The sequence below is a fragment of the Rhizobium sp. ZX09 genome (assembly GCF_017357485.1).
Lineage (GTDB): Bacteria > Pseudomonadota > Alphaproteobacteria > Rhizobiales > Rhizobiaceae > Agrobacterium > Agrobacterium pusense.
In genome coordinates this window covers 2,398,039-2,418,076 of record NZ_CP031363.1, presented here as the reverse complement: position 1 = coordinate 2,418,076, position 20,038 = coordinate 2,398,039, and the positions used below count along the sequence as shown (strand labels likewise).

General features: G+C 59.2%; 16 protein-coding genes. 7 read left to right on the top strand and 9 right to left on the bottom strand.

Going from position 1 to position 20,038, the window contains the following annotated elements:
- The first annotated feature begins 21 nt into the window (after nucleotides 1-21).
- The 4 genes from BTN45_RS11935 to BTN45_RS11920 all read left to right on the top strand — a co-directional run bounded on the left by BTN45_RS11935 (nucleotide 22) and on the right by BTN45_RS11920 (nucleotide 5,421).
- The gene (locus BTN45_RS11935) at nucleotides 22-1,941 is read left to right on the top strand and encodes a beta-N-acetylhexosaminidase (RefSeq protein ID WP_207588004.1); all 1,920 of its coding nucleotides are present in this window, start codon (nucleotides 22-24) and stop codon (nucleotides 1,939-1,941) included.
- A 12-nt stretch (nucleotides 1,942-1,953) separates the two neighbouring features.
- The gene (locus BTN45_RS11930) at nucleotides 1,954-3,387 is read left to right on the top strand and encodes a M81 family metallopeptidase (RefSeq protein WP_006700667.1); all 1,434 of its coding nucleotides are present in this window, start codon (nucleotides 1,954-1,956) and stop codon (nucleotides 3,385-3,387) included.
- 62 nt (nucleotides 3,388-3,449) lie between these two features.
- The gene (locus BTN45_RS11925; RefSeq protein WP_004443711.1) at nucleotides 3,450-4,655 is read left to right on the top strand and encodes an MFS transporter; all 1,206 of its coding nucleotides are present in this window, start codon (nucleotides 3,450-3,452) and stop codon (nucleotides 4,653-4,655) included.
- Nucleotides 4,656-4,680: 25 nt separating this feature from the next.
- Nucleotides 4,681-5,421, top strand: a complete 741-nt coding sequence (locus tag BTN45_RS11920; RefSeq protein ID WP_207588002.1) for a copper homeostasis protein CutC — start codon at nucleotides 4,681-4,683, stop codon at nucleotides 5,419-5,421.
- On the opposite strand, the gene BTN45_RS11915 is transcribed toward BTN45_RS11920, so the two are convergent.
- The 7 genes from BTN45_RS11915 to BTN45_RS11885 all read right to left on the bottom strand — a co-directional run bounded on the left by BTN45_RS11915 (nucleotide 5,387) and on the right by BTN45_RS11885 (nucleotide 15,067).
- Nucleotides 5,387-6,538 carry a glycosyltransferase gene (locus BTN45_RS11915; protein ID WP_207588000.1) on the bottom strand — a complete coding sequence of 384 codons (1,152 nt, stop codon included), beginning with the start codon at nucleotides 6,536-6,538 and terminating at the stop codon, nucleotides 5,387-5,389. The two genes, BTN45_RS11920 and BTN45_RS11915, sit on opposite strands and share 35 nt — an antisense overlap.
- Nucleotides 6,535-7,782 (bottom strand): glycosyltransferase family 4 protein, encoded by a 1,248-nt coding sequence (locus BTN45_RS11910; RefSeq protein ID WP_207587998.1) that lies wholly within the window; start codon nucleotides 7,780-7,782, stop codon nucleotides 6,535-6,537. The genes BTN45_RS11915 and BTN45_RS11910 overlap by 4 nt, the downstream gene beginning before the upstream one ends.
- 41 nt (nucleotides 7,783-7,823) lie before the next feature.
- Nucleotides 7,824-9,032, bottom strand: coding sequence for a glycosyltransferase family protein (locus tag BTN45_RS11905; RefSeq protein ID WP_006699094.1), 1,209 nt, complete (start codon nucleotides 9,030-9,032; stop codon nucleotides 7,824-7,826).
- Nucleotides 9,033-9,104: 72 nt separating this feature from the next.
- The gene (locus BTN45_RS11900; RefSeq protein WP_072495120.1) at nucleotides 9,105-10,280 is read right to left on the bottom strand and encodes an ABC transporter permease; all 1,176 of its coding nucleotides are present in this window, start codon (nucleotides 10,278-10,280) and stop codon (nucleotides 9,105-9,107) included.
- Nucleotides 10,277-11,275 (bottom strand): ABC transporter permease, encoded by a 999-nt coding sequence (locus BTN45_RS11895; RefSeq protein WP_004443698.1) that lies wholly within the window; start codon nucleotides 11,273-11,275, stop codon nucleotides 10,277-10,279. The genes BTN45_RS11900 and BTN45_RS11895 overlap by 4 nt, the downstream gene beginning before the upstream one ends.
- A gap of 1 nt (nucleotide 11,276) precedes the next feature.
- Nucleotides 11,277-13,178: an ABC transporter substrate-binding protein gene (locus BTN45_RS11890; RefSeq protein ID WP_207587996.1), complete on the bottom strand. Its 1,902-nt coding sequence runs from the start codon at nucleotides 13,176-13,178 to the stop codon at nucleotides 11,277-11,279.
- Nucleotides 13,175-15,067 carry an ABC transporter ATP-binding protein gene (locus tag BTN45_RS11885; RefSeq protein WP_004443693.1) on the bottom strand — a complete coding sequence of 631 codons (1,893 nt, stop codon included), beginning with the start codon at nucleotides 15,065-15,067 and terminating at the stop codon, nucleotides 13,175-13,177. The genes BTN45_RS11890 and BTN45_RS11885 overlap by 4 nt, the downstream gene beginning before the upstream one ends.
- A gap of 210 nt (nucleotides 15,068-15,277) precedes the next feature.
- Here BTN45_RS11885 and BTN45_RS11880 point away from each other — a divergent pair, with 210 nt between their 5' ends.
- Nucleotides 15,278-16,240: a glycosyltransferase gene (locus tag BTN45_RS11880; RefSeq protein ID WP_207587994.1), complete on the top strand. Its 963-nt coding sequence runs from the start codon at nucleotides 15,278-15,280 to the stop codon at nucleotides 16,238-16,240.
- Here the strand turns inward: BTN45_RS11880 and BTN45_RS11875 are convergent.
- Complete coding sequence (locus tag BTN45_RS11875) at nucleotides 16,232-16,975, bottom strand: polysaccharide deacetylase family protein (RefSeq protein WP_207587993.1); 744 nt, start codon at nucleotides 16,973-16,975, stop codon at nucleotides 16,232-16,234. The genes BTN45_RS11880 and BTN45_RS11875 overlap by 9 nt on opposite strands.
- Nucleotides 16,972-18,069 carry a glycosyltransferase family 4 protein gene (locus BTN45_RS11870; RefSeq protein ID WP_207587991.1) on the bottom strand — a complete coding sequence of 366 codons (1,098 nt, stop codon included), beginning with the start codon at nucleotides 18,067-18,069 and terminating at the stop codon, nucleotides 16,972-16,974. Before BTN45_RS11870 ends, BTN45_RS11875 begins: the two co-directional genes overlap by 4 nt.
- A gap of 127 nt (nucleotides 18,070-18,196) precedes the next feature.
- Between BTN45_RS11870 and BTN45_RS11865 the strand changes: the two genes are divergently transcribed.
- The gene (locus BTN45_RS11865; protein WP_207587989.1) at nucleotides 18,197-19,537 is read left to right on the top strand and encodes a nucleotide sugar dehydrogenase; all 1,341 of its coding nucleotides are present in this window, start codon (nucleotides 18,197-18,199) and stop codon (nucleotides 19,535-19,537) included.
- A 13-nt stretch (nucleotides 19,538-19,550) separates the two neighbouring features.
- Nucleotides 19,551-20,033, top strand: coding sequence for a class I SAM-dependent methyltransferase (locus tag BTN45_RS11860; protein WP_022556902.1), 483 nt, complete (start codon nucleotides 19,551-19,553; stop codon nucleotides 20,031-20,033).
- The last annotated feature ends 5 nt before the right edge of the window (nucleotides 20,034-20,038 follow it).

Below are 20,038 nucleotides of genomic sequence, written 5' to 3'. Positions count from 1 at the left end.
GCGCAATAAAAGGGGAGCATCATGGCGCTCGCAAACTATCGTCTGGAAAATTCATGGCATCCACTGGCGGAATCCGCATCCGGGGGCTTCACCTTCACGCTGATCAATCTTTCCCGAGAGCCGCTGAGGGATTTCCGCATCGTTTACACGTCGTTGACGCGGACGGTAGACAAGCCGGTTTGCGGCAATGCGGTTTATCTGCGCCGTAACGCCAATTTCCATGAATTCGCGCCGCCTGCCGGTTTCGTGCTGGAACCCGGCAAATCCTGGCGCTTCACCGTCGATGGGTTGCTGAGGCCCGCCCGGCATCGCACGGATGGTGCAAAATCCGCCTATATCAGCCTTGCCGACGGCACGCATCGCGCCGTTGATGTTGGGGACCTGATGTTGGACGGGCGTCACAGCGAGCCGGCGCCGGTGCTGCTTCCGGAAGGCAAGCTTGTTCTGCCTTTTGCCATCCAGCCCTGGCCTGCCGAAATCGATGCCGAACCCGGCGACGGCTTTCCCGTCGCGCTTTTCCCGGCGGAAGGTGCCAAGGCCGAGGAAGTACTTGCGGTGGAGACCGTGCTTTCGCTGTTCCGCAGGCTATTTGCCGTCGGGCACGCACCCTTCAGCCTCGCCCCTGTCCATGAGGGAAAGGCCCTGCACTTCAAACAGCATAGCGGACTGGAGGCGGAAGGTTATCGCCTTTCCTTTTCCTCTGACTTTGTTGTCGTGGAATACTCGGCCGCTGCCGGGCTGCAGTATGGCCTGACGGTTCTGGCGCAATTGCTGCATGGCGCACGTCTCGATCCGAGGTTCCGTTTTCCCGCGTCCGGCACTATCAGCGATGCGCCGCGTTATAGCTGGCGGGGCTGCCACCTGGATGTCTCGCGGCAATTTTATCCGACGCAGGATGTCGTGCGGCTCATCGATATTCTTGCATGGCTGCGCATGAACCGCTTCCACTGGCATCTGACGGATGACGAGGCGTGGCGTCTTGAAATCAAGGCTTATCCGTTATTGACCACGGTCGGCGCCACACGCGGCCCGGATGCGCCGCTTCTGCCGCAGCTTGGCAACGGCGCGGAACCGGTCTCCGGTTATTATACCCAGGACGATGTGCGCATGGTCGTTGCCCATGCGGCGGCGCTGAATGTGGAAATCGTGCCGGAAGTCGATATTCCCGGCCATAGTACGGCTGCCCTCGTCGCCTATCCGGAACTGACGGACGGGCAGGAAGCCCCTGACAGCTATCGCTCCGTGCAGGGATATCCTAACAACGCGCTCAATCCCGCCATCGAACTCACTTACGAATTCCTCGGCAAGGTTTTCGACGAGATGGTGGAGCTGTTCCCGTCTCGGCTCATCCACATCGGCGGCGATGAGGTTGCGGACGGATCCTGGCTCGCCTCGCCACTCGCCAAGGCGCTGATGGAAAAGGAGGGACTGGATGGTACTTTCGGTATCCAGTCCCATTTCATGAAACGCATTCAGGCCATGTTGCACGAGCGCGGCCGTCAGCTGGCCGGCTGGGACGAGGTTTCGCACGGCGGCGGCGTCGACCCCGCGGGAACATTGCTGATGGCGTGGCAGAAGCCGGAGGTCGGCCTTGAACTCGCAAGGCAGGGTTACGATGTGGTGATGACCCCGGGGCAGGCCTATTATCTCGACATGGTTCAAGACGAAGCCTGGCAGGAGCCGGGTGCCAGCTGGGCCGGCACCGTTCCGCCTTCCCACACCTACTCTTATGAGGCGATCGGTGATTTTCCAGAGGAGTTGAAGGAGAGGATGAAGGGCGTTCAGGCCTGCATCTGGTCAGAACATTTCCTCAACCGCGCCTATTTCAACCATCTGGTCTTCCCGCGGCTACCGGCCATTGCCGAGGCGGCCTGGACACCGAAGGCGCAGAAGGATTGGTTGCGTTTTGCGGCCATCGTTCCCTTTAGTCCAGTGTATTAAGGGGAAGGTGACATGCGTATTGCCGTTGGTGGAATCCATACCGAGTGCAGCACCTACTCGCCGGTGTTGATGGGACAGGAGGATTTTCGCGTCTTTCGCGGCGCGGAGTTGCTGGAGGCCGAATATTTCAACTTTCTCGCCGAAGGCGGAGCGGAGGTGCTGCCGCTTCTGCACGCCCGGGCGGTGCCGGGCGGTCCGGTGTCGCGCCCGGCCTACGACGCTTTCAAGCGGGAATTCCTCGAGCGTCTGAAAGCCTCATTGCCCTTGGACGGACTTTATCTCGCCATGCATGGCGCAATGAATGTTGAAGGCATGGACGATGCGGAGGGCGACTGGATTTCAAGCGCCCGCACCGTGGTCGGACCGGATGTCGTCATCTCCGCGAGCTACGACCTGCACGGCAATGTCAGCCAGACGATCATCGATCAACTCGACATATTTGCCGGCTATCGAACTGCGCCGCATATCGATGTGCGGGAGACGATGGTGCGCGCCTGGACGATGTTGATCAGGGCCCTGGAGACAGGGACAAGACCCGGCATCGCATGGGCGAAAATCCCCGTCCTGCTGCCAGGCGAGAAGACTTCCACAGAAGACGAGCCGGCCAGGAGCCTTTATGCTTTCCTTCCTGATCATGACGCCCGCCCTGGCATCTGGGATGCGAATTTCATGATCGGCTACGTCTGGGCGGATGAACCGAGAGCGACCGCTTGCGCCGTGGTGACGGGAACGGATAAAGCGGCCGCACAGGCAATTGCGGCCGAGATCGCGCAATCCTACTGGGACGCCCGGCAGGATTTTCATTTCGGTCCTGTGACGGAGCCGCTCGCGAAAATTCTGGATATTGCGGAAACGACGACCACCCGGCCGATCATTCTGGCGGACTCGGGCGATAACCCCACTGGCGGCGGGGTGGGCGATCGCGCCGATGTTCTGGCGGCGCTGCTTGCGCGTGACTGGCAGGGGGCATTGCTGGGCGGCATTACCGACAGGCCTGCGGTCGAAGCCTGTTTTGCGGCGGGCGAAGGCGCGATCCTTTCCCTGAAGATCGGCGGAAGTCTTGATCCGAAGAGCCCGTCCGTCACCGTTGAAGCCGAGGTTGTGACACTGGACGATCCCGGTGCGGCGGATCAACGACAGGCTGTGATCGTCATCGGCGGAATCACGGTCATTCTGGCCGCCCGTCGCCGGCCCTATCACATGATTTCGGATTTTACCCGTCTTGGCTTCGATCCGAAGGACGTGCGGCTTCTGGTCGTGAAATCCGGTTATCTGTCGCCGGAGCTTGCGCCAATCGCCAATCCCAACCTCATGGCGTTGACGGAGGGGGTAATCAATCAGGATATTGAAAATCTTCCCAATCGCCGTCGGGAGGGCGATTTTTATCCCTGGAAGCCGCACTTCGATTATATCCCGAATCCTGCCCTTTCGGTCCGCTGGCGATGACAGCGGTCCGGTAGCTTCAATCCAGCGATCCGGCTTTGCCGGATCATCTCAGGCGAACATCCATGCCGTCGGCTCTTTCCATCGTCATCAACAATCCGTCGATCCGCATCGGGGCGCTCGCCATCCTATTCTTCGGATTTTCGAATGCGGCGACCGCGCCCTATCAGGCGGTGATCGGCATTCGCGAAATCGGGCTCAGCAACACCGTCTATTCGCTGCTGATGCTGTTTGCCGCCGTCATCAATGTCAGCGCCAGCGTACTTATGGGCATCGTCGCTGACAGGCTGGGTGAATATCGCAAGCCAATGCTCTATATCGCGCTTTTCGGTGTCAGCGGCTACCTGCTGGTGTATCTCGCCGGTAATGCCACTGCCTTTGTGGCCTCCAAACTCGTGCTTTTGCCAATTTTCGGCGCGATGAATTCGCTGATCTTTGCGCATGTGCGCGCCGACGCCCGCAATCTTTCGACGGGCGAGATGATCGCGGTGAATTCCATCATGCGGGCGACGATCTCCCTTTCCTGGGTGCTGGTGCCGGGGCTCGTGGGGGTATTTCTGGTGAATTCCGGAAACATGCTGACCGCGTTTTTGTTCTCGGGCATCTGCGCGCTCGTCTGTTTTCTGCTGGTGGCCTTCTGCCTGCCGCGCGCCGCCACGCCCGCCTCGGCCAATACCGAAGCGCGTTTTGGCCTGCGCGCCTCGCTTGGTGAAATCGGATCGCGTCGGGTGCTGCTTCGGATCGTCGCCATCGCATTGATCTGCTCGATGCTGCATTTGAACGATTCCGTGCGCTCCCTCATCATTACCGGCCAAGCCAAGGGTACGGTGGCCGATATCGGCATCGTCGCCGGTATCGTCGCCGCGCTGGAAATCGTTTTCATCTTGCTGTGGGGCTGGATAGAAAAGAAGGTGCCCCAGACCCTGACGCTTGCCGCGGGCGCACTGCTTTACGCTGTTTACCTGATCCTGCAGGGGCTCGCATCGGCGCCGTGGCATATCTATGCCCAGACCGTCATCAGCGCACTGGGGGCGGCCGCGATCATCAGCATACCCATCACCTACCTGCAGGAACTGATCGCGGACCGGCCGGGCCTCGGCAGTTCGCTGATCGCCGTCAATATTTTTCTTGGAGCGGGTCTGGGCGCCCTGATTTTTGCCCTTGGCACGCTCGTCTCCAATTATTCGGGAACGTCGATCCTCGGGGCGATCGTCGGGATTGGCGGGGTTTATATGCTCTACGCCCTTGATGGGATCGGTCGCCGCAGGTAACCGCCATCGAATGAAAGAGGCTATGATGATTCTCGAGATTTGCGTGGACGATGTGGCCGGCTTGGAAGCCGCAGTGAGAGGCGGGGCGGACCGTATCGAACTTTGCGCGGCACTGTCCGGCGGCGGGGTCACCCCGTCTGTCGGCTTTATGCACCGCGCTGCGGCTTATGGGTTGCCCGTCAGCGTGATGATCAGGCCACGCGCCGGCGATTTCGTTTTCACGCGTGATGAAGCGGATGTGATGAAACGCGATATAGATGCGGCGCGCGCCGCGGGCCTTTCCGGCGTGGTGCTCGGTGCATCGCGCGAGGACGGCTCCCTCGATCTCCCGCTGCTCGAAGAGCTGCGTCGTCATGCCAACGGTCTGGATGTGACGCTTCACCGGGCTTTCGATGTCGTTCCCGCCATGGATGAAGCCCTCGAGGCCGCCGTTGCGCTGGGCTTTTCCAGAATTCTCACTTCCGGCGGCGCACGTTCAGCGCTGGAAGGGGTGGAGACTCTGGCCCGCTTGTCGGAGGTCGCTGCCGGGCGGATCGCGATCATGCCGGGTGCCGGCGTGCGTCCGCAAAGCGTGCAGACGCTGCTTGACCGGCTTCCAATCACCGAAATCCACGCATCCTGTTCCGCCGTTCCTCATTATGATCCGGAAAGCCGCCTGGCGAAGCTCGGTTTCACCGGGGCGGGGCGCAAAGTCACGGATGAGGCAGCGGTGCGTGAACTAAAGGCGATCCTTACCGCTCATCATAAAGCCGATGCAGCGTCCTAGCCGTCCCGGCGGCGCCATCGAGATTGAGGTGGACCGTACCGGGTGGCGGCAGGACGAGTGCCGCCTTGATCGCTTCGGCCATGGAGGCTGGCGAAATATCTTTCTCTTCCAGCACATGGGCAAGCCCAAGCCCGGCCAGCCGCTCCGCACGGGCGCTCTGTTCGGTTTCACCGCCGGCCGCGAAAGGGATGAGGAGCGAACGGCGTTTTGCCTGAAGAATATCGCAGACGGTGTTGTAGCCGGCCTGTGATACCGAAAGGCGCGCGCCGGCGAGCAAGCTCGCGAAATCCTTGCGGAAGCGGAAAACGGAGATATTTTCCGGTGCCGCAGCCAATATCGCATCGAAATCCGCCTGTGGCATATTGGGACCGGTGACGAGACACCAGCTCTTGATACTGTCCAGCAGCGGCGCGGCCTCAAGGGCGGCCCGGACAAGGGCCGCACCGACAGCGCCGCCGCCGGCGGAGACCACAATATCGAATTTCTCGACCGGTTCCGGCGGTGGAAGCGGGGCCACTAGGCCGGTATAGACAATACGCTGACGTATCTCGCTGGCGAGGGGAAAGGTATCTTCCAGCCGGGTGAAATCCGGGTCGCCGTGCACGAGCACGGCGTCGAAATGTTTCTTTACGAGCGAGACGGTTTCTTCATCCCGGCCCGGCTTGGTTTTTTCCTGCAAAATATCTCGCAGTGACGCCATGACGAGCGGGCGCGGTTCGCTATCCTCGATCTCATCGAGAAGCGGAAGCAGTTCGAACCGCACCTGCCTGCGGCCGAAGGGAAAAGCCTCAATGATGACGATATCGGGTTTGGCGCCATGATAGGCACCGATCAGCATATCGGTCCTGAGCCTCTTGAAGTCGTCATCGACCGGTTTGCCGGCACTGTCGACCAGGCCGGCAAAACTGCCATCGCTGACGGCAATCGGCGGCAATTCGACATGACGGATGCCTTCACCCGGAAATCCCGGGACAGGCGTTCCGCCCGTCACCAGAACCACGTTGAAGCCATCCGCCTGAAGGGCATTGGCGATGCGGCTGGCGCGGGCTATATGGCCGATGCCAAGAAGATGCTGGACATAAAAGAAAACACAGGGCCGCTTTTCCATCTCGGTCATGGTGTCTTTTCCCATTCGGTCTCGAAGAGCGTCTTCAGTTCGGCAATGCTGGTGCGATGATCGAAGGCGGTGCGCACGCGGTTTTCGGCGGCGTTGCCAAGACGCAGGCGCAATTGCGGATCGGTAATAGCCAAGCGCAGGGCATCTGCGAAGGCCGCGGGATTTTCCGGCTCTGTGAGCAGGCCGTTTTCACCACTGACGAAGAACTCCGGAATGCCCGATATGTTGGTGGAGATGCAGGTCATCGCCTGGCTTGCAGCCTCGACCAGCACATTGGGAAGACCGTCGCGGTCGCCATCGCTGGTGATGCGGCAGGCAAGGGCAAAGAGGTCCGCTTGCCGGTAATTCTCCAGCACCTGCTTCTGGTCCATGGCTCCCGTCCAGACGACCCTATCGGAGACGCCAAGTTCGTCCGCGAGTTTTTTCAGCGCAGCCAATTCGTCCCCGCCGCCGATATGGGTAAAGCGCCAATGGATATTGCGTGGCAGCGAGGCGAGCGCGCGCAACAGAATATCGATTCCCTTTTTCTTGACCGCACGGCCGACACTCAAAATCCTGACCGGATCCTCGGCATCTGAACCATCTCTCGCCGGCCGCGGCGTGTCGAAATGCGGGAAACGCGTGAGATCGAGGCCATGATAACTCAGATGCACGTTCTGCCTCACCCCGGAAAGGGTCTGCAGATGCCGAAAGCCGCCGGCAGTGCAGGTCACGGCCCAGCGGGCGCTTTGCAGCTTGGCGGCAAGGTCACGGTCGCTGGAGGTCCAGATGTCCTTGGCGTGGGCCGAAATCGTCCAGGGCGTGCCCGTGATGAGATGGGTATAGGCCGCGACTGAGGCGGGCGTATGAATGAAATGCACATGCAGCCACCCGGCATCCTCCGGCCATTCATTGGCCAGCACGGCCGCCTGACCGAAACGGCGAAAGCGGTTGCGGCTGAGATCATGGGGCAGGTCGCTGAGAAACTGGCGAAGCGCCTTGGTGAAGCCCGGCTTTTTGCGACATCCCCACAGGGCTTTCAGCACACGCAGAGGTTCCTCATGCAGATACTCCGGCAGGTAGGTGACGGGCGCGCTGATCTCATCATGAACGGGATGGCGTTTCTTGTCCGTTGGCCGGCGCATGGACATGAGTTCGAGCTTCAGCCCGGCCTTTTCAAGCCCCAGCAATTCCTGGGCGATAAAAGTCTCGGACAGGCGCGGATAGCCCTTGAGGAGCACCACGATTTTTTTTGCATCAGTCACGTTGCGCGCGTCTCTTCTGAACGTTGGTTGCCGAGGCCGGGTTACGCGCTGAGCGTGATCGGCGTCTTGTCGCCCTCGGGCGGCAGCCATTCGGCAATCCTGCGTGATATGTTTTCCAACCCGTCGAGCTTCAGCCCGCACGAATTGACGGATGGCGGCGCGCGGTGCGGCAGGGCTTTGAGGGCGGCCGCCATCTTGGCGGGGTTCTCGGCATCTTCCGGCAGGAGCATGTCGAAAAGACCCAGCTCCGATGCGCGGCTGGCGCGGATAAGCTGCTCCTCCCGCGGCACCGTGCGGGGCACGACGAGTGCGGGTTTGTCGAAGGACAATATTTCGCAGACGGTGTTATAGCCGCCCATGGAGACTACGGCCTGTGCGCCAGCGACGAGATCTTCCATGCGATTGTCGAATTCGATGATTTCGATGTGCGGTATATCGGCCACGCTGCTCATGAAGCGCTGGCGCTGATCCGCCGGCATATAAGGGCCGAGCACGACCAGCGCCTTGTGCGTCAGCTCCGGGTCATGTCGGTAGGCGTTGATGACGTCATCGATCAATTCACTGCCGTCGCCACCGCCGCCTGTGGTGATGAGAAGATAATCGCCTTCCGGCCGATGCGCCGCGGTCTCCGCCTGTGTCTTCGATCTCTGAAGAAAGCCCACGAAATCCATCTTGTCGCGCACCGTCTGCGGAACGTCGAGCCCCGTCAGCGGATCGTGGAAATCCGGCGGGCCATAGACCCAGACATGGTCATAGAACTGGCCGATCTTGGTCATGACGTTGTTGCGCTTCCACTCCGCCTCGAGCAGCTGCGGCGCATCCATGACATCACGCAGGCCGATGACGAGCTTGGTGCCCTGTCCCTTGAGATAAGCGAGTGTTTCCTCCACCTCGCCGCGAAGGCCCATGGGCTCCTTGTCGACGATGAAGATGTCAGGCTGAAAGCTTTCGGCGGTATGGTAGATGATGGACCGGCGCATCTTCAGCGTTTCCTGAAGATCGATATGTCTGTCCATCGAGGTGTATTCGCCGTTGCGCAGCTTGATGACGCTCGGAATTTTCACGAAATCGACGCGGGCGCGATAATCGAAGGCACCGGCAATGGTAGCCCCTGAAATGATGAGGACGTTGAGACCGCGATAATCCTCCACCAGGGCATGCGCGATGGTGCGACACCGCCGCAGATGGCCGAGACCGAAGGAATCGTGGCTGTACATGAGAATGCGCGCGTCGTTCAAACGGGAGCTCATGGGCCACACCTCTTTTTGCCTTTCACGATGAAGGCGGCTTCGGAAGGGCAGTTTATCAAGGTGTATTCCATTTTATCTGAAGGGGTCCGCAGCATCACGTAGTCCGTCACCGAAGAAATTAAAGGCCAGAATGACGAGAACGACAGGGATCGTCGGGATGAGAAGCCAGGGATATAGCGCAATGACGCTGACGCTGCGCGCCTCCGTGAGCAGAATTCCCCAACTTGTGATCGGGGGGCGCAGGCCGAGGCCCAGGAAGCTGAGCGCTGTTTCGCCAAGGATCATGCCCGGTATCGTCAGGGTGGCCGAGGCGATAAGATGGGACATGAAGCCCGGAATAAGATGTCGGCCAATGATACGCGGTGTGCCTGCTCCCATCAATTGCGCAGCCAAAACATAGTCTTCCTCGCGCAACGCCAGTAGCTTTGAACGCACGGCGCGCGCCAGCCCGGTCCAGTCCAGCATGCCGAGAATGATGGTGATGCCGAGATAAACGAGGATCGGACTCCAGGTCACCGGCATGATGGCCGCGAGCGCCAGCCATAGCGGAATGCTGGGAATGGATTGCAGGACCTCGATGATGCGCTGGACAATCAGGTCAAACGTGCCGCCGCGATATCCCGCCAGGCCACCGATCACAATGCCGAGAACGAAGCTCATGGCGACGCCGAGGAGGCCGATGGTCAGTGAAATGCGCGCGCCGTAGATGATACGGGACAGCACGTCACGCCCGAGGCGGTCGGTGCCGAGAAGGAACAGTTCACCGCCTTCTGCCGGGCAAACGAGATGGGTTCTGCCCTCGAACATGCCCCAGAAACGATAGGTGTCACCCTTGCAGAAGAAACGCAGCGGCTGGATATCGGTCGGCACGTCCCGGTAGACACGCCTCAGATTTTCCATGTCGAGCGTCATTTCACGGCCATACACGAAGGGGCCGACAAATTTCCCGTCATTGAAGAGGTGGATGGCCTGGGGCGGGGCGTATATGTGTTCGATATTGCGGGTGTGGAGATTATAGGGGGCGAGGAACTCGCAGATCAGAATCGAAAGGTAAAGCACCACCAGAAAGGCGCCGGACCATACCGCGATCTTGTGCTGGCGGAACTGCCACCACATGAGCTTCAACTGCGAGGCTTTGCTGAAGGCCGCCATGCCAGACGTGTTGGGTTCGATCAGCGACGGGTCGAAGGGCGCGGTCGAGACATAGTGCGGCAGGGCTTCGCCGGGATTCGGAATGGATGAAGTCATTTGACGTTACCACCTCCGAAGCGGATTCTCGGATCGAGTATGGCAAGGGCGATGTCCGACACCAGAACGCCGATCACCGTCAGGAACGCAAGGAACATCAGGAACGAACCCGCCAGATACATGTCCTGGCTTTGCAACGCCCGGATGAGCATGGGGCCGGTGGTCTCGAGCGACAGGACGACGGCAGTAATTTCCGCGCCCGATATGATGGCAGGCAGGATCGAGCCGATATCCGAGATGAAAAAATTCAGGGCCATGCGCAGCGGATATTTGGTCAATACCCTGAAAGGGTGCAGGCCCTTGGCGCGGGCGGTGACCACATATTGCTTCTGTAATTCATCCAGAAGGTTGGCTCGCAGGCGGCGGATCATGCCGGCCGTGCCCGCCGTTCCGATGATGAGAACGGGAATCCAGATATGCTCAAGGATCGACTTGAACTTCGCCCAGCTCATCGCCTGGTTCAGATATTCCCGGTCCATCAGATGGCCTATGGAGATGCCGAACCATATGTTGGCGAAGTACATCAGAATCAATGCCAGCATGAAGTTGGGGATGGCGATGCCGAGCAGGCCGAGGAAGGTGAGCCCGTAATCGCCCCAGCTGTATTTATGCGTGGCGGAATAGATGCCGATCGGAAAAGCCAGCAGCCAGGTGACAATGATGGTAACGAAGGAAACCAGAACCGTCAGCCACAGGCGATCTCCCACCACGTCGCTCACGGGTAGCTGATATTCGAAGGAATAACCGAAATCGCCGACAAGCATGCCGGTCGCCCAGCGGAAATAGCGGATCGGGGCGGGCTGATCGAAGCCGTAGCGGACGCGCAGTTCCTCGATTTCGGCAAGATTTGCCGTTTCGCCCATGGCGCGCAGCTCAGCGACATAGCTTTCGAAATAATCGCCCGGGGGCAGTTCGATGATGGTGAAAACCAGCATCGAGATCAGGATGAGCGTCGGGATCATGACGAGGACGCGCTTCAGAATATACCGCAGCATATCAGGCGTCTCCGTCGTACCAGAAGCTATCCGGCATGTAGACGCCGAGATAGGAAGTGGGTTCATAACCGAAAAGCGCCTTTTCCGGCACGTTCCGCATGCGCTTGACATGGACGACGGGCTGCAGCGCGCCGTTGACGATGCCGATGGAAAATACCTGCTGCGTATAGACGCCAAGCATTTCCAGCCAGATTGCCTGACGTTCTTCCTCGGTGACGCTTCGACGCCATTTTTTCAGAAGATCAAGCAAATGGGCCGCTTCCGGCAGATCGGGCTCTTTGCCTTCGCGGCCGCCGGATAGATAGTGAATCCCCCAGACCGGCCATTGCAACTGGTCGTCACCGGTGGGGGCAAGGCCGGAAGGCAGCATGTCGGCCGTTGGCACGCCATTGTCCATACCCATCCACACCGACATCAGTACTTCTCCGCCCATGGCGCGCTTGCGGAAAACATCGCGCTGGGTGGGGCGGACAGAAACGGCAATGCCGATATGTCGCCAGTGATCCGTCACCAGCTCCATCACGTCTGTTTCGAGCGTGCTTTCGCCTGTCGTCTCGACAATGATATAGGCGGGTCGACCATCAGGCAGGAGCCGAACGCCGGCATTGTCGCGCTTGTCGAGACCCGCTTCATCGAGCAGCCTGTTGGCCGTTGCGCGGTCGAAAGCGCTCCAGGCGTCCGCAAATTCCTGCCGGTAAAGCGGGCTTTCTGGCAGTACGGTATCTGCGCTTTCCTTCGCCAGCCCGTAAAAACAGACCATGTTGATTTCGTGCCGGTTGATCGCGAGCGAGAGCGCGCGGCGCACACGCACATCCTGGAAAGCGCTGCGCCAGACCGGGTCGGCGCAATTGAGATTTGGCAGCAGCGCGATGCGCGAGCCCTGGGAGCGCTTGTAGAGGTTAACTTTCAGGGGGAAGCGCTTTTCAGCATCCTTCAGGAAAGTGTAATCAGCGAAATCGAGGCCGAAATATTGCAGGTCGCTATCGCCCGACGCCGTCTTGGCCGAGATGATATCCGACGAGGTGACGTTGAGCAGGAAGCGGTCGAGATAGGGCAGTTGCAGGCCGTTTTCATCGACGCGGTGATAATAGGGGTTGCGTTCGAACACGAACTGTTCGGCCGGCGGCGCGGTTGTGTTACGCCAGGCATCGAGCGTCGGCAGATCCGGATTTTCGGGGCGCACCTGCCGCGACATCTTGATATGCAGCCCGCTCCAGTCGTCTGTCTTGTTTTTCTTGATCAGCTTGGCGAGCTTTTCCGCCGTCTGATATTTGATGTGGAACTGTTTCATATAGGCGGCAGGCAAGAACAGCCGCGCCGGCGAGGCGGCCGCCAGTTTCGCCAGAAAATCCGGATTGGGGCCGTCCCAGGTGTATCGCACGGTTAGCCGGTCAACGACCTCGATCTGGGGCGGTTTGCCATTGACCAGAAGCTCGATCGGCGCACCGCCCTTGTGGATTTCCTTATTGAGGGCAACATCTTCCCAGAAATAGCGGAAATCCTCTGACGTGAAATCACTGCCATCGGACCACTTATGGCCTTCGCGCAGCCTGAAGGTGAAGATGCGTTCTTCCTGTACGTCGTAGCTTTCCAGAATATCCGGATGAAGTTCGAATTTTTCGTCGTAACCGACAAGGCGGGCATAGCTGCTGATCGGCATCAGGCGAATGTCGCGCTGGCCGCCAATGAGCATACGTACCGATCCACCATGTTTCCCTGGCTCTCGGCCAAGTGCCTTCATGTCGATGACGCGCGGGTTTTTCGGCAGGCGCTCGGCGATGTCGGGCAATTCGCCCTTTTCGCGCTTTTCCTTGAAATAGGTGGGGTCGGTATAGGAGGCCCGCGCATAAGCCGGCACAAAGACGGAGGCCAAGAGAGCGAGAGCGGTGCGACGCGTGATCAAGGGCGAAGCTCCCGCATGTCGGCATTGCCGTTCGCAAGTACGAAATGGCCCTCCCCAAGATCGGCCGATACCATCTCGCCATCCCCCTCGTCGCGGAACTGTTTGCCCCAGTCGAATTTGCCCGTCGCACTGATCTTGCCGATGGTGCGGAAATCGAGCGGACGGTCGAGATCGGGGAAAGGCACGGCGGCCAGCAGGGATTTCGTATAGGGATGCACCGGAGCGCGCATCAGGATTTCCCGTGGCGCCAGCTCCACGATGCGGCCCTCGCACATGACCGCCACGCGATCGGCCATATAATCCACCACCGCAAGATTATGCGAGATGAAGAGGTAGGTAAGCCCGAGATCCTGCTGCAAATCTTTCAGCAGATTGAGAATTTGCGCCTGCACGGAAACATCGAGAGCGGAGACGGGTTCGTCGCAGATCAGCAGTTCCGGGCCAAGTGCGAGGGCTCTTGCAATGCCGATACGTTGTCTTTGACCGCCCGAAAAACTGTGCGGATAACGGTTCAGCGCGCTTTCCCCAAGCCCGATGGCCCTGACGAGGTTGCGCACTTTTTCGGAGCGATATTTCGCATCACCCCGACCGTGGATTTCCAGCGGCTCGCTCAGGATGTTTCCCACGGTCATGCGCGGCGATAGCGACGATATCGGGTCCTGAAAGACCATCTGTATCTTCGACCGGAGCTCTTTCAGGTCATCGTCCCGGGCGTTGAGGACATCGATATCGCCCTGCGGACGGTGGAAGGTGACGGAACCCTGATCCGGACGAACGGCGCGCATGAGGATTTTGCTGACGGTTGTCTTGCCGCTGCCGCTTTCGCCGACCAGCCCCAGACATTCTCCACGACGGATCTCAAAGCTGACGCTGTTTACCGCTTTGGTTGCGCTGGCGTCACCTTTGCGGAACCAGCTCGATTTGCGCGTCGTGAACGTCTTGCTGATATTGTCCACGGTCAAAAGCGGACCAGGGGTTTTGTTGACCGTCGCGGTTTTCTTGCCCACCAGGCTTTCATGGTCGACGTTGATTTCGCGTAGCGCCTTCAGCCTCTCGCCCGGCTTCATGTCGAAATGCGGAACGGCTGCCATCAAACCCTTGAGATAGGGATGGGCTGGCGATTTGAAGATATCATCGACCGTGCCGGCTTCCATGATCTCGCCCTGATAGATCACGGCAACCTCATCTGCAATGTTCGCCACCACGCCGAGGTCATGGGTGATGAGCAGCATACTCATATTCAGCCTGCTCTGCAGGTCACGCAGCAGCTTGAGGATTTGCGCCTGAATGGTCACATCAAGCGCTGTCGTGGGTTCGTCGGCGATCAGAAGCGCGGGACGACAGATCAGCGCCATGGCGATCATGGCGCGCTGGCGCATGCCGCCTGAAAGCTCGAAAGGATACATGTTCACGACCTTCTTCGGGTTCGAAAACCCGACGAGATCGAGTGTCTCATACATTTTTTCCGCACGTTCCGCCGGCGAAAGGATGCTGTGGATTCTGAGCGCCTCGTCAATCTGGTTGCCGATGGTGTGCAGCGGCGAAAACGAGGTCATGGGCTCCTGAAAGATCAGCCCGATGCGGTTGCCACGGATGGCGCGTATTTCGCGGCCGTCTTTGGGCAATTGCAAAAGATCGACGGGACCGCCCGCAGTGTTTTCCGGATCGGTGAACAGTACGCGGCCATTCACACGAGCGGTCTTGGGATGGATGCCCATGATCGTCTGGCCAATGACGGATTTTCCGGAGCCGGATTCACCGACCAATGCGGTTACTTTGCCCGGAAGAATGCGGAGGCTCGCCCCCCTGACTGCATCGATCGTTCCACCCATGAGAGAAAACGAGACCTGCAGATTTTCGATACGGAGCAAATCTGCGCCTGCGCTCATGCCAAAGGGTTCCTTGCCGCCTCTTTATCGTTGCCTTGTGACAATTGCTCGGGAGGGCTTAAAACAACGTTATCGCAGGGTTTGTTGTCTGTCTATCCTTCTGAAACATCGAATTCTTTAGCAAATTTGAAGCCGGCTTCCGAAATGCTGCGACTTGCCCCACCGCGCTTGTTTCGTAATATGCTGACGGGAGCTTTCGAACGAGGATCCATGTCCGACAAGAAATATTACGACGCCAAGCTGAACGATGCGCGTCAGTTGCAGAATAACGGCCAATATGCTGAGGCGAACGCGCTTCTCTTATCGCTGGTTGCAGCAAAGGACGGGCATCTGATGGGAGAGCAGACGGTGCTCGGCCTGCCGCGCCGGCTGCATGCCGCACGGCTGCGTCTTGCCAAGGCCGAAGGCGATATGGTCGCGAAGATCGGTTATCAGTATACGCTGGTGCCACCCCCGCAGGTGCTGGAAAAATATGCGCGATTTTCCGTGGAAGAACGCCGCACAATAAACCTCAAAAGCCGGGAGGATGTGCCGAGGCTCATTCATCAGATATGGATTGGCGAGAAATCGCCGCCCATGTCGGTCGAGGCCTGGGCTGCCCATGCGCTGAAGCACGGCTACGATTATCGCCTTTGGCGGGAAGCCGATCTTGAGCGGGAAGGGGTTTTTGCGAATAGCGTCTTTAACAGGATGCTGAGCGAGGGCGACTATCCGGGTGCTGTTGACGTCGCCCGCTACATCCTGCTCGAGCGGTTCGGCGGCATCTATCTCGACTGCGACTGGTATCCGGCGCGCGACGACGCGAGTTTCGATTCATTCCTTCCCCTTGCGGGTCTCACGGCGTTTGATGAAAAAACGCCGCGGAATACCGGACAGGGAAGTATGCTTCTCGCTAATTCCTTCATTGCCGCTCCAGCTGCGCATCCGGTCTTTCGCAAGATGCTGGCCGCCTTTCCCGACATTCTCGAAGAAATGCCGCGCGCGCCGGCGTGGTGGTCCACCGGGCCGTTGATTTTCACCGTCATTGCCCGGCAGGGAAGCATCAGCCTTGCACCGGCAGCGTTTGTCGCGGCATCCGTTCCGGACCGAACGCCGTTTGATACAGTTGATGAGATCAGGCGGGATCTGGCCAAGGATGCCGGCGGGCTGCTGATCGCCTGGAAATCATGGTGAGATTGCTTCGACGAGGTCTTTAGAGGAGCACCAGCGTGCTGCGCGGTGCCGTGCGGTCACCTCGAAAAGCCGCCGGAGGAAATGCCAGACGGCGTCATCGTGCACGAGATGATGGGTAAGGATGCCGATTGTGCCGCCTTCCTCGGCAGCGCGCAGGATGCGGGCCGCCGTCTCGGCAAACAGGACATCGTGGCCACGGCCGCCGCGGGTGCCATGCCAATCGATCACGTCCACGTGCGTATTCAGACATGGCGGCGCTGTGTCCTTCTCCGGACCGAAAACGGAGAGGGCCCGATATCCAAGCCCAGTCAGTTCCCTCACTATATGGGCGTCGATGCGGTTCCACGGGGGCACCAGCATCGGCACGACACGTGGTCCATGCAGATCGTAGAGTTTTTCCAGCCCGGACTGCAGCTCGTCGAGAACGAGGGGAAGTTCCCGGTGGAGGCCAAGCTCCTGTTTCTTTTGTCCATCGCCGGCATAATTGGTATGCGACCAGCCGTGAACCGCCACCTGGGCAATGTCCGAGGCATCCAGATGCTGCGCGAGCCTGCGGGTCGTCGTTTCGGGAATGACCGCGAGGGTGACCGGAACCGAGAAACTTTCGCAAAGATCGAGCAGGGTATCGAGTGCCCCCGTCGGGTCCACTGCATCGTCGTCCCTGAGCCACAGATCGGCCGAAATGCCGCGACGCCCGCATTCGTCCAGTGCTGCGACGAGTTTTTCGAGACTCATGACCTTCGTGCCTTTGCTTGCATCAAAATATCGTTCAGCTTCGTTGCGGCATTTTCCAGAGACCGTTCATGCATGACGAACCGGCGGGCTGCTTTTGCCAGTTCCTGTCGCCGCCTGTCGTCGTAAAGCAGGGCCTTGATCGCATCTGCATAAGCGGCACTATCATTTTCAGGTGTCAGTAATCCGGTGGCGCCAGATTTTACGACTTCGGGAACGCCCGCCACTTTTTCGGCGATCACGGGCAGGCCGGCTGCCTGTGCTTCCAGATAGGCAAGGCCGTAGGCCTCGCCGTGACCCGGCCAGACATAAAAGGCAGCTTTCGAGAGAAGCGCTGCGATCTCGTCTGCGGCTTTTTGCCCGTGCCAGACGAGGCGATTTTCAGGGAAGCCGCTGAACATGGCTTGCACCGCCTCGCGTTCCGGACCGTCGCCAACGATCTCAAGTGTCCAGTCTAGGTCTTGTGGTAGCAGGGCGAGAGCGTTCGACAGGGCGCGATAGCTCTCGAGTTTGTCGCCCGCCCTCATCATAGCGACGGTGATGAGCCGTGTCCGTTTCGGCTGGGGAACAACCTTGAGAAAGGGCGCGGGGTCGATGAAAGGCGGAAGCATCGCCCATTGAAGCCCAGGAGAGGCCTGTACGAGCCCTTCGCGATCCCGTTCGGTGAAGCAGATATTGACTGCGGCTTCGTTCAACGACGACAACAACCCGTCCTGCACTGCCTGCCAGCCCATGGCGTTGCGCTTTGGCGAATAGGATGCTTCGGCGGTGACGTAGGATATATTGAAACGGCTGGTGAGTTCCGGTCCGAGCAGGTCTGGAGCCTTGTAGTACGGGTGATAACAAAACCACAGGTCCGGTGCGCCGTGCAACCGCCAGCGCTCCGCAATAGTCTCTACTTCACGTTCGGCCCGGTCGGCAAGGGACGACCGCTCGGGATCATCCGGCTGTCTCAGGAAGCTTCGCAGCTCGGACGCGACAAAAACCTCATGGCTACCCATTGCCATCGCCTGCATCAACAGGCGGGCCATCAACCGGTCGCCGGAAGGAACGGGGTGGTTGGGTGCTTTGAGCGGCGAATAAAAGGCGATCTTCATGCGGATGGTTTTGCGTTGGTCGTGCCTCTGGCGTCAACCGGAATTTGAAGACGCGGAGCCTTGACAGCCTCGCCATTCTTGCCCAACTGAAAGACATCTTTTGCACATGCGCGGAGCGTGACACGCTTTGACTTCTCCAGACATTTCCCAAGCCCTGCTTTCCAGCATCGAGAACAAGAGCGCCAAAGCGGGCGTGATCGGCCTCGGCTATGTGGGCCTGCCGCTTGCGATGACAATCGCCAGAGCTGGTTTCAAGGTTGTCGGTTTCGACATCGACCCCGGTAAAATTACTGCGATAGATGCGGGTCAGAGCTATATCGAGGCGGTTTCGGATGCCGTGCTCGCAGGAGCCAGGCAAAATGACGGCTTTGTTGCCACATGCGACTTCTACAGATTGGCCGAGTGTGACGTGATCGCCATCTGCGTACCGACGCCGTTGACGAAGTATCGCGAGCCAGACCTTTCCTATGTCGAGAAGACCTGTCACGACATTGCCGCGCATCTGCGCAAGGGGCAGCTTGTGGTGCTGGAATCCACCACCTATCCCGGCACTACCGATGGGATTGTGAAAACCATTCTGGAGAGCACCGGTCTCGTCTCAGGTATCGATTTCTTCATCGGCTTTTCCCCCGAGCGGGAAGATCCCGGCAACCGGGACTTTGAAACGTCGACCATTCCGAAGGTCGTTGCGGGTGACGGCGAGGCTGCTGGGCAGCTGATGGCGGCTTTTTACGGATCGGTGGTCAAGAAAATCGTTCCGGTCTCGACCAACGCGACGGCGGAGGCCGTGAAGATCACCGAAAATGTCTTCCGCGCTGTCAATATCGCGCTCGTCAACGAACTTAAGGTCGTCTACGAGGCTATGGGTATCGATATATGGGAAGTCATCGATGCGGCAAAAACCAAGCCGTTCGGTTTCATGCCATTTTATCCCGGCCCCGGTCTTGGCGGTCACTGCATACCGATCGACCCTTTCTATCTCACCTGGAAATCTCGCGAATATGAATTGCCAACGCGGTTCATCGAGCTTGCAGGTGAAATCAACACCGGCATGCCGCGCCACGTTGTGGGGCGGGTTGCGGAAGCGCTCGACATCCATTCCGGCAAGGCGCTCAGCCGCTCGAAGGTGCTGGTCGTCGGTCTCGCCTACAAGAAAAATGTGCCCGATATTCGTGAAAGCCCTTCATTGAAGCTCATCGAGCTTGTTCAGGAGCGCGGTGGCGAAGCGGCCTATTTTGATCCGCATGTGGCCGAAATCCCGAAGACACGGGAATACAGCCACCTGATGGGCATGAAGTCCGTCTCCTGGGACAGGCAGTCCATCAGCGTTTTCGATGCTGTTCTGGTTGCGACCGACCATGACAATGTGGACTATGCCGCCCTTGCCGAATGGGCTCCGCTGATCATCGACACGCGAAACGCCTTCGCGCGCCGGGGCATTTCCGCAAGACACATCATCAAGGCCTGATAACGGACGGATCATGAGCAGACTGGACAGTTTCATTCGCCGGTTGACCGCGCAGCGTGACATTCTCAATCATGTCGCCGCCAATCTTGATATGCCGCATGAGGGTGCGCTCATGGAAATCGGCCTTGGAAACGGGCGAACTTTCAATCATCTGCGGGAACTGTTTCCGGGGCGCAGGATCGTTGCGTTTGACAGGGCCATGGGCGCCCATGCCTCGTCCGTTCCGGCAGACGAAGACCTGGTGATCGGCGAGATATCGCAGACCGCTCCCGCATTCGTCGGTGCGGAAGCGGCAATGGTGCATGCCGATATCGGCACGGGCTATCCGGAAAAAGATGCGATCACATTGACATGGTTGCCCGATCTCGCCGCCGGCATGCTGGCGAAAGGCGGCGTCGCTGTCAGCGGTCTGCCTCTCGATCATCCCCTGCTGAAACCGTTGCCGGTTCCGGAGAGCGTGCCGACGGACCGTTATTTTCTCTATCGCAAGATATAAAAGAT